5 protein-coding genes are annotated in these 9,927 nt (G+C 42.6%); all 5 read left to right on the forward strand.

The window, feature by feature from the left end; translation table 11 throughout:
* Window positions 1–302: 302 nt before the first annotated feature.
* Window positions 303–2,813: an EAL domain-containing protein gene (locus tag ACO4PX_RS00445; protein WP_485570857.1), complete on the forward strand. Its 2,511-nt coding sequence runs from the start codon at window positions 303–305 to the stop codon at window positions 2,811–2,813.
* Window positions 2,814–2,828: 15 nt separating this feature from the next.
* On the forward strand, window positions 2,829–3,281 hold the full coding sequence (locus ACO4PX_RS00450) for a NanQ anomerase/TabA/YiaL family protein (protein ID WP_485570858.1): 453 nt from the start codon (window positions 2,829–2,831) through the stop codon (window positions 3,279–3,281).
* A 327-nt stretch (window positions 3,282–3,608) separates the two neighbouring features.
* Complete coding sequence (locus ACO4PX_RS00455) at window positions 3,609–6,044, forward strand: Cna B-type domain-containing protein (RefSeq protein WP_485570860.1); 2,436 nt, start codon at window positions 3,609–3,611, stop codon at window positions 6,042–6,044.
* Between the two features lie 268 nt (window positions 6,045–6,312).
* The gene (locus tag ACO4PX_RS00460; protein WP_485570862.1) at window positions 6,313–8,802 is read left to right on the forward strand and encodes a Cna B-type domain-containing protein; all 2,490 of its coding nucleotides are present in this window, start codon (window positions 6,313–6,315) and stop codon (window positions 8,800–8,802) included.
* Between the two features lie 204 nt (window positions 8,803–9,006).
* Window positions 9,007–9,927, forward strand: a 921-nt coding sequence (locus tag ACO4PX_RS00465; protein ID WP_485570863.1) for a potassium/proton antiporter, incomplete at its 3' end; no start/stop codon positions are given.

Consider the following 9,927-nt stretch of genomic DNA (forward strand, 5'->3'; position numbering starts at 1 on the left):
TCTAAATTTCCTTTCCATGGATTGTAATATTGAAATTTTTGAGTAAAATAAGTAGGGTTTACCTTTTCTCTAAGGTAAACCCTATTTCTTTTCTTTTTTTGGGAGCTTAGTCTAAAAAAATAAAAAAGAATAAATAGTTTTTACAATAATACAAAATGTTTTTTATGGAGCTTTCCTAAAAAATCAAATAAATAGGAAGTATTATAGATTTTACGTAGCCAGAGGAATCATTTTACGTTAAAATAATGAGATTAAGAATTTTGTAAGGAAACGATAAGCCTGTAAGGAGGACCGCGGCACAGATGGGAGATAAGGAACGAAATAAAATTATTCGTTTTGCTTTGCTTTTGGCAAGCTTTCTTTGTCTGCTTCTTTTTGTGTTCTTAACTTTTTTTGCATGGCAGAACTTTTTCAGTCAGAAGCCGAAGGAATGGAAGGAGTGGAAGGAGAGCGATGAGAGTTATATGCTCCCGGAGAAAAAGAACATTCTTTTTCTGAGCTCCTATGATACATCATCCCCACTCTTTTCCAGTGAGTTGGAGGGAATGGAATCCATCATTAATCAATCCAATATTCATTTGGATACCATAAACATGGATTTTCAGCATTTTGGACATGATAAGGATATTGAAGCGATTTATACCTTTGTACAAACTCGTTTGGCGAATAGAGAAAAGCCTTATGACGGAGTTTTGGTGGGAGATGATAGAGCTCTGGAATTTGTTTTGGAAAAGCAGGGGGAGCTTTTTCCGGATATTCCCATCATTTTCTTCAGCATCAACAATCAGGAACTGGCAAAGAATGCAGCTAAAAATCCCAAGTTTTCAGGATATTACAGTCCATCCTACTTAAAAGATACTTTAAGCTTGGCAACTTCCCTGCAAATGGGTGCGGATACCATTATGGTGCTTTATGATAATACTTATTGGGGAAATCAAGCTAAGGAAGAGTTTTTCTCCCTTCAACGAAGCTTTTCCTCCTATCGTTTTGCCGGCCTTAATTTTTCGCAGATGAAAAAAGAGGAGTTTCTGGAAGAGCTTGAGAAGCTGGATGAAAAGAGTATTGTGCTTTACATTTCAACCACATTGGATGAGGACGGCAATTACTACCCCGGCAATCAGGCTAGGAAAATGGTTTTGTCCAGAGCCAATGTTCCGGTGTATAGCTATGCTATGTTGGATAATGTAAGGGGATTTTTGGCCGGAAGAGCACCGGACATAAAACAAATGGCCAAGGATGCCAGCCTTTTGATGATGGATGTGTTATCAGGCAAGAAGGATGTGGAGAAAACCTCAGCGGAAGAAGATAGCCCGGGAAAGCTTGCGGTGGATAATCGAGTTCTTAGTGCTTACCATCTTTCCAAAGCACGGCTTCCGAAGAACGTTGTTTTGGAAGATACGCCTCAGCAATGGATTATGCGCTATGCCCGCTTTTTATTTATCGCCGCTTTTCCGTTACTGGCGGTATGCATGATTGCCGTTTACTTCATTATGAGCCGTTTACACAGTAAGAAGGTTCTGCAGGAATTGGAAGAGAAGAATGAGAGCCTCTTGCTGGCAAAGGATGATTTGGAACATAAATTAAGCTACGACTTATTGACGGAGCTTTTGAACCGTCAAACCGCATTGGCAAGGCTTACGGATTATATTGGAGACAGCAAAGATTACTCCTGTGTTTTAGTGGACATTGATAATTTAAAAGAGTTAAATGAATCCAGAGGCTATGATACGGGAGACTTATATCTGGTGGCTGTAGCCAATCGACTTCGTCGTTTTGAAAAGGATCATGGCGTCATTCTTTCCCGTTACGGTGGAGATGAGTTTATGATTATTTTCCCCAGAAAATGTTTGCAGGAGGATTCTCCGGAGCTGGCGGAAATCCTTTCCATCTTCCGAAGGGCAATTACCGTAGGAGAAGAAACGGTATATATGAATGCCTCGGGAGGTGTGGCCTCTTCCATAGGCGGGGAAAGCCCCCGGACGATTGTAATGTACGCCGGACTGGCCATGAGCTTTGCAAAACGGAAGGGAAAAAATCGCTTGGTATTCTATAGTGAGGAGCTTCGATACAAAAAAGAAAAAATCAGTCAGATTTTGAAGATTGTGGAGAATGCCATTCAGGAGAATTCCTTCTATATGGTATATCAGCCCCAGGTGGACTGTAAGACCAGAAAAGTAGTAGGCTTTGAATCCCTTATGCGTATTCGAAATGAGGATTGCTCTCCGGATCAGTTTATTCCGGTTGCGGAAAGCTATGGCTATATTGCCAAGCTGGGAAAGATTGCGGTGGAACAGGTTATAAGACAGCTGGCCAAGTGGAAGGAAGAGGGGCATGCTCTTTGCCCAATCTCCATTAACTTCAGCAGTTATCAGATTTATGATGATGACTTTGTGGAATATCTTTTTTACCAGCTGGATCGTTATGAAATTCCTCATGAATACGTAGTCTTGGAAATCACAGAGGGAATTCTTTTCGAAGAGAGCAAGCAAACCAAGAAAATCTTTAATCGTCTGGTGGAAGCCGGAATTCAACTGCATTTGGATGACTTCGGAACCGGCTACAGCAGTTTTAGCTACCTGCCCTATATTCCTCTGAATACGGTGAAAATGGATAAGTCCTTAATCGATCATTTCCTGCCGAACAATGGAGACGTGATTCGGAACCTGATTGACATTGTTCATGACTTGGGAAAGGTTGTTATCGTAGAAGGTGTGGAGGATGAGTGGCAGTACGAAAAACTCCTGGAGTATCAATGTGATATTATTCAAGGCTATCTTTTTGGCGGGCCTTTACAGGCGGGAGAAATTCCTTAAGGAGGAAAATAGAAAATGGTATTTCAGAATTTAAAAAATCATGACAAGTACGATTTATCCAATGAACGTTTCCAAGCGGCGTTTCAGTTTTTAAAAAGAGAAGATTTAGGGCAACTGGAAGACGGAAACTATCCTATTTTGGGAGAGGAGGTCTTTGCCATGGTGCAAAGCTTTGAAACGGCTTTAGAGAAAGACCGGCGTTTTGAAGCCCATGACATTTACTTTGATATCCAGAATCTCCTGGAAGGAGAGGAAAGAATCGATGTGCTAGCCCGTTCTTCCTGTGAGGTTACAGAGAATCCGGAGGGGAAGGATATCTGCTTTTTAGAGCCGAAGGGGGAATTTTCTCAAATGCTTTTACAAGCAGGGGATTACCTCATCCTTTCTCCGGACGAGGCCCACAGACCTGCGGTTGCGGTACATAATCCCATGTCATGCAGAAAAGTTGTTGTTAAGGTAAAGCTGTAATTCTTTTTGAAATAAAAAAAGAAGAAATAGAAACTAAATTCTAAAAAAAGTATAAATTAAATTCTTTCCATAGTAAGAAGAATGTGAGAAATATATTCATTTTCGGAAAGGGAAGAAGCATAAAAGGATAAAAAAGAAGTGAAAAAAACTTAAGAATGAAAATTCCAATCTTCTTTATACGGTTTTTCCATTTTTTGTCCTCTTACAGCAGAAAATTCCAAGAATCAAGCCTTGTAAGGATGTCTTGTTTTTTTGAAAAGCTGTGGTAGAATACATTAGCTATTGTTTAAGTATTAATTTTTAAATCATTATGAAGGAGTAGAAGACATGAAGCGTAAAAGAAAGCTGTTAGCGATCTTGATGGCCGTGGCTATGGCTTGGCAGGGAGTATCCTTTGCAAATGCAGATGAGCGTACTTCCCCGGCATCCCCAAGTACGGTGACAAGCGGTACGGAAACCGGCAGTCAGGGTAGCCCCTCGGAAGAAGACATCCGAGCTGAACAGGCGAAACAGGAAGCAGCAAGACAGACCGCTGCCAGTGCAATTAATGCAACCACCGGTAAAGCTATCAACGTAAACGCTAATGCCGTTTATGTGAATAAGGATAACTCTGCAGCATATAATAATGAAGGAATCGACAACTATGCGCAGTTCGGTGTGAGCGTAGATTTTACCGTACCGGAGGGACAGAGTCCAAAGGCGGGAGATACGACCACCTTCCAGTTGTCCGATTCTTTAAGAATTCAAAAATCAGACAACTTCGATATTAAAGATGGGGATCAGGTCGTAGCAAAGGCTAGCATTGATGCGGCAAATAGAACCGTTACCTTGACTTATACAAATTATGTAGAGCAGAGAAGTGATATTAAAGGAAAGTTCTGGCTTTCTCTTCAGGTTAACTCCGATAAGGAGACAGAAGCTAAACAGCTCAGCACTTCTATAAAGGTTAACAACACATCCAATCTGGCAATTGCCGGTTCCATCAATTATACCGGAATCACAAAAGATAGTGATTTTGATTTGGTAAAGGATTCCTGGCAAAATTTCGTAGAGGAAACCGATGCGGCCGGAAACAAGGTATACTTAATTCGTTACCGCGTTTTGGTAAATGTTGGAGCAAGAACCAATATTACTTTAAAGGATACTTTGGGAGAGGGAGCATTTTCCTACTACAGCAGTGATGAACATCCCGTATCCATTCGTAAGGGCGTTTGGCAGAGAGGACAGTATGTCAACGGAAACTGGGTTGCTGATGAAGTAAACGGTAAGAACTTTGACATTCGTAATTCTCAGAAGACAGGTCCTGCTACCCAGAACACAGCACTGGAAGCGCAGTATAAAGCTGCTGTAGGCAAGAAGACATTTACTTTAAATCTTGGAAATACAGCTGCCAATGAAGGCTTTGAAATCGTTTACTATGCTAAGGTTGACGGAAAGCCTGTAACAAACTTTAATTATCACAATGAGGTTGAATTGGACTCCGACGGAAACGGTGGAAAGCCGTTGAAGAAGGAATACAATGTTAATGTACAGAGCGCAGGAGGCGAAGCTTCCGGTGACACCTTTAAAATTAAGTTAAAGAAGGTGAATGAAGATCAGAAGGCCTTGGCCGGTGCGGTATTCAGTGTAAGCAACAGTGAGGGAGCTGAGGTGGGTAGATTAACCACTGATGCAAACGGAGAAGCTATTCTTTCCGGCTTGTTAAGAGGAGACTATACCGTTAAGGAGATTCAGGCTCCTGCAGGATATATTTTATCCGATGACAGCTATAGTGTAAAAGCGGATATGTTCGATGTGGCTAAGGTTGCAAGCCTTACCGTTGTAAACAATAAGGCTGAAGCAAAGAGAAATCTCTATGTGACCAAGAAGTGGGTAGATGCGGGAGATAAGGCACAAAGCAGACCGAAGCAGGTAACTGTAGAGCTTCTTCGTAACGGAGAGGTTATCGGCGTAACGCAGGAGTTAAGCCAGGCAAATGCTTGGAAGACTTCCTTCTCCGACCTTCCAAAGTATGACGAAAACAGTAAGGCTTACAGCTATACCATTCGTGAAAAAGCAGTGGAGGGATATGCTCCGGCTATTTCCGGAACACAGGAGCTTGGCTTTACCTTAACCAATACTATCAGCAATAAGATTTCCATTCCTGTTACCAAGGTATGGAGCGGAAAGGGAGATCATCCCTCATCCGTAACCGTTCGCCTTTTAGCAGACGGAAAGGAAATTGCTAAGCAGGATCTTTATGCCAACAATAACTGGCAGTACACCTTTACCAATCTGGAGAGAAGCAAGAATGGTAAGGAGATTCAATATACCGTTACAGAGGATGCGGTAGCAGGCTATACCACCAAGATTAGCGGAGATGCTGCTACAGGCTATCTCAATGTAATTACCAATACCAAAGTTAGCCAGGATCCTAACGCTCCGGGTAATAAGGGCGGCGGAAACGGCGGCGGAAATGGCGGCGGAACTCCAAGCAGAAGCAATAACCGTGGAGGAAGTAATAAACCCAATACTCCCGGATCTGTATTGGATGCTTCCAGAGAGCCGGGCGGCAGCCAGGATAAGGCTCAGGGCAAGAACGGTTCCGTATTAAACGCCAGCAGAAACAAGAAGGCTGACGGTTCCGTATTGGATGCATCTCGTTCCACATCTACCGGCGACAACAGCAGAGCCCTTCAGTATCTTGCATTATTTGCAACTACCGGAGTAGGACTTTTCGCTTGGGTATTGGCCGAGAAGAAAAGAAAGAAAACTGAGAAGTAAAACGCAGTTTTCGCCCCATGAAAATGGCAGGAAGCATAATTACTATGCAGGAAGCATAAAGGAAAAACCGTCTAAGATTTCTTTGGCGGTTTTTACATATGGCAATTAATATTTCTTAACTAGTATCGTGCGCAAAGCGTGCGATATCTCGTTTAAAATCCCTGTATTAATTCTTTAAAAAAACTTATTTTTTCACCTTGAAATTTTAAGAAAATATGCTAGAATAGCGAGTGACGCTAAAATTAAGTATTTTTTAAGGAGAAGAAATATGAAGGCTAAGAGACAGATTTTGTCCCTATTGCTGGTTCTTTTAATGGTATGGCAGGGATTTTCCTATGCCAATGCCGAAACAGGTACTAGCGGGGGAACAGCTGTAGTGACAAGCGGAAGTACAGGGACCGGTACAGAAGCTTCAGCAACAAGCAGCAGCACGATTTCCGGAGCAGGCACCGGAAGTGCAAGCGGAAAGGCTATTGAAAATGCATTATCCGATGTAAAGTTGTTTGTAGATGGAAAAGCTCTGACGGAGAATAGCAGTTTTGCCAACTATCAGAGTATGCAATTTAAAGCCACCATCAAGGTTCAGGGCTTAAATATTCAGGAGGGAAACTATATCTCTATTCAGCTTCCCAAAGAATTAAAGTCCTCCGACTTGAGCTTTAATATTCCGGGAGATAACGGAAAGATTCTGGCCAAGGGAGAGTATAATCAGGCTACCAAGGAAATGCGTATTGTATTTACCAAGGATGCTGAACATTACAGCGGTACAGACGGAAGCGTATTTTTTAATACGGAAATCGACAAGGAAGTCGTAAAAGCCGATACCAAAACTCCACTGGAGCTTAAGGTGAACGGAAAGACCGTAATTAACCATAATGTGAACTACCAGATTATCGGGAAAGAGAATGCTGTAAGCTTTTGGAAGAGCCGTGACAGAAAGCTGGTTGAATTGGTAGACCGGGACGGAAATACCCATTACTTAATTCATTACACGGTTTCCCTGGATGCTCGCCATATTAAGAAGGTACAGGGTGCTACGGATTATGAGAATGTTATTTTTACCGATACCCTGCAAAGTGATGCGCTTAGCTACTTCGACGTAAAGCATCATTTTACAGATGTAAATCTGAAGCAGTCCGATATTGATACTTATGCTCCTGTCTTAAGAACAGGAATCTGGCGTTCAGGACAGTGGCAGAACGGTGTTTGGGTTAGCGCTCCGGATGATACGGATGCAAATCGCGGACCGTTTTGGAGTCTTCGTGATAAGCAGAACTATACAGCAGAATCCTCTAAAGACTTTTTTACTCCGAATTACTCTGCAGATGGACGAAGCTTTACCTATACTATCGGAAAGCTGAATCCGGATGACGGCTTCTTCTTCAGCTATTATGTTGAGATAAATGAAGCATTTAAAAATGGTACTATTTATAAAAATCAGGCAAAGCTTACCGGTGACGGAATTGTCAGCAGAGAGCAAATCAGAGATTTTGAAGTTAGTGAAGCCGGCGGTTTCTTAAATGGAAAAACCTTCAACCTCCAGGTTAAGAAAATCGGAGATGAGGGCGAGGCTCTTCAGGGAGCTAAGTTTACTTTAGTTAATCCTAAGACTAAATATACAAAAACCATTGTGACCGATGAGAACGGTATTGCAAAGTTGGAAAATGTTTTCAAGGCCGACTATGTCTTGACCGAGGTGGAGGCTCCGGAAGGCTACGAGTTGGATTCCACACCTCGCACCATCAGCAAAGAGGATTTTGAGAATTCCATCGCAAATGGTGCAACCGTAGAAGTGGAAATGCTGAATAAGAAGAAAGAAGTTGTTGCCAAGGCAACCAATCTTTCCGTGAAGAAGGAATGGGTATTGGATCCGGCTCTTGCGACCAATAAGCCTGAAAAGGTAGTGGTATCCGTTTTAAAGAACGGTGTGAAGGATGAGAATCTTACAGTAGAGTTATCCGCAGCCAACGGCTGGAAGGCAAGCTTCTCCAATCTTCCCAAGCAGGATGCCAATGGAAAGGAAATTGTTTATACCGTTTCCGAAGAGGAAGTAGCAGGCTTTAAGGCGGCTATTTCCGGATCAGAAAAGACAGGATTCACCATCAGCAACTATAACGGTTCCAGAGTGGTAATTCCGGTAACCAAGATTTGGCAGGGTAAGGGACCTCACCCCGACCATTTGAATGTACAGCTGTTTGCTAACGGAGAGAAGGTAGCTACCTATACCTTAAACAAGGCTAACGGTTGGCAGCATAGCTTTGATATGCCAAAGCTTGATGCAAACGGTAAAGAAATCCGTTATACCGTTACTGAGGATAGCGTTGCCGGCTATACAGCAACAACGCAGAGCAATCCGGCTACCGGCTATGTCAATGTATTTGTAAATAAGAAAAACGACAATACTCCCAATCCCAATAATGGTGGAGGCGGCCGAAACGGAGGCGGCGGAAACGGCGGAGGAAACTCCCCCAGCCCAAGCCCTTCCCAGCCAAATCCAAGAGGTGGAGATGTATTGAATGCGAATCGTACACCTGCAGGAAATCCGGATGTTATTACTGCGGATGGAGCGGTACTTGGTGCAGAGAGAAATGCACAGCAGAATACTGAACCGGGTGCTGTTCTGGGCGCTGAGCGTGGACAGACCAAAACCGGAGACAGCAGCGCAATGCTTCTGTACTTTGCGCTCTTTAGCTTAACAGGACTGGGCTTTGCCACAGCGCTGGTTTACGGCAAAAAGAGAAAGACTGTGAAGAGATAATATAAAATTATTTAAGAAGAGTTTGTAAAAAATCATTTGATTTTTTGCAGACTCTTCTTTTTTATGCTAGAATGGAGCTTTCTCTTTTTTACGCTCTATGCGCTTTGTTAAAAATATGTTAAAATAACATTTCAACAATTTTGCATCGTTTTAGTGAATGAACAGCTTTTAAACAATAGAGTAGATAGTAGGGGAGGAGTGATTATGGAGGGAAATCTGAATCAAATGCTATTGATGTGGGGAATCGTCATTTTCTTCAGCGTGTTTTTGAAAAAGCTCTCTGTAAGAATGGGCCTTCCCATGCTTTTGGCCTTCCTTTTTTTAGGCATCGTCTTCGGTAGTGACGGTGTTTTTAAAATTCCTTTTGAAAACTATTCTTTGGCTGAAAATATTTGCAGCTTCGGTTTAATCTTTATTATGTTCTCCGGCGGTTTTGGAACAAGCTGGAAGGAGGCAAAGCACATTTCCAAGGAAGCAATGGTTTTATCCACTTTGGGCGTAGTCCTAACGGCGGTGGCTGTAGGGTTTTTCTGTATGTTGGCGTTTAACTTAAGTTTTTCCTGGGGCTTATTGCTGGGCTCCGTAATAGGCTCTACCGATGCGGCTTCCGTCTTTTCTATTCTCCGTTCCCGAAAACTGAATTTAAAGGATAGAACAGCCTCCTTACTGGAGTTTGAATCAGGAAGTAACGATCCCATGTCCTATATGATGACCTTGATTTCCATGCTGATGATTCAGGGGGACCTATCCTTCGGACAGATGCTCGGCATGCTCTTTGCTCAGGTTTTCTGGGGTTTATCCGTAGGTTTTGTAGTGGCTCTGCTTACCCAGTATCTTATGCGTAAGGTGGATGTCTCCGGAGATGGCTTCGACTTTGTCTTTGTTTTGGGATCGGCGGTAACTGCTTATTCCCTTTCCTCCGTACTGGGGGGCAACGGTTATCTTTCGGTTTATCTTACTGGAATGATTTTAGGAAATGGAAAAATAAAAGAAAAGAAGGAGATGGTATCCTTCTTTGACGGCTTAACGGGACTTATGCAGTTAGTGATTTTCTTTTTGCTGGGGCTGTTATCCAAACCCTCAGAGCTTCCTCATGTGGCGTTTCAAGGATTGATTATTTTCTTT

It is taken from the genome of Oribacterium sp., from assembly GCF_057249185.1.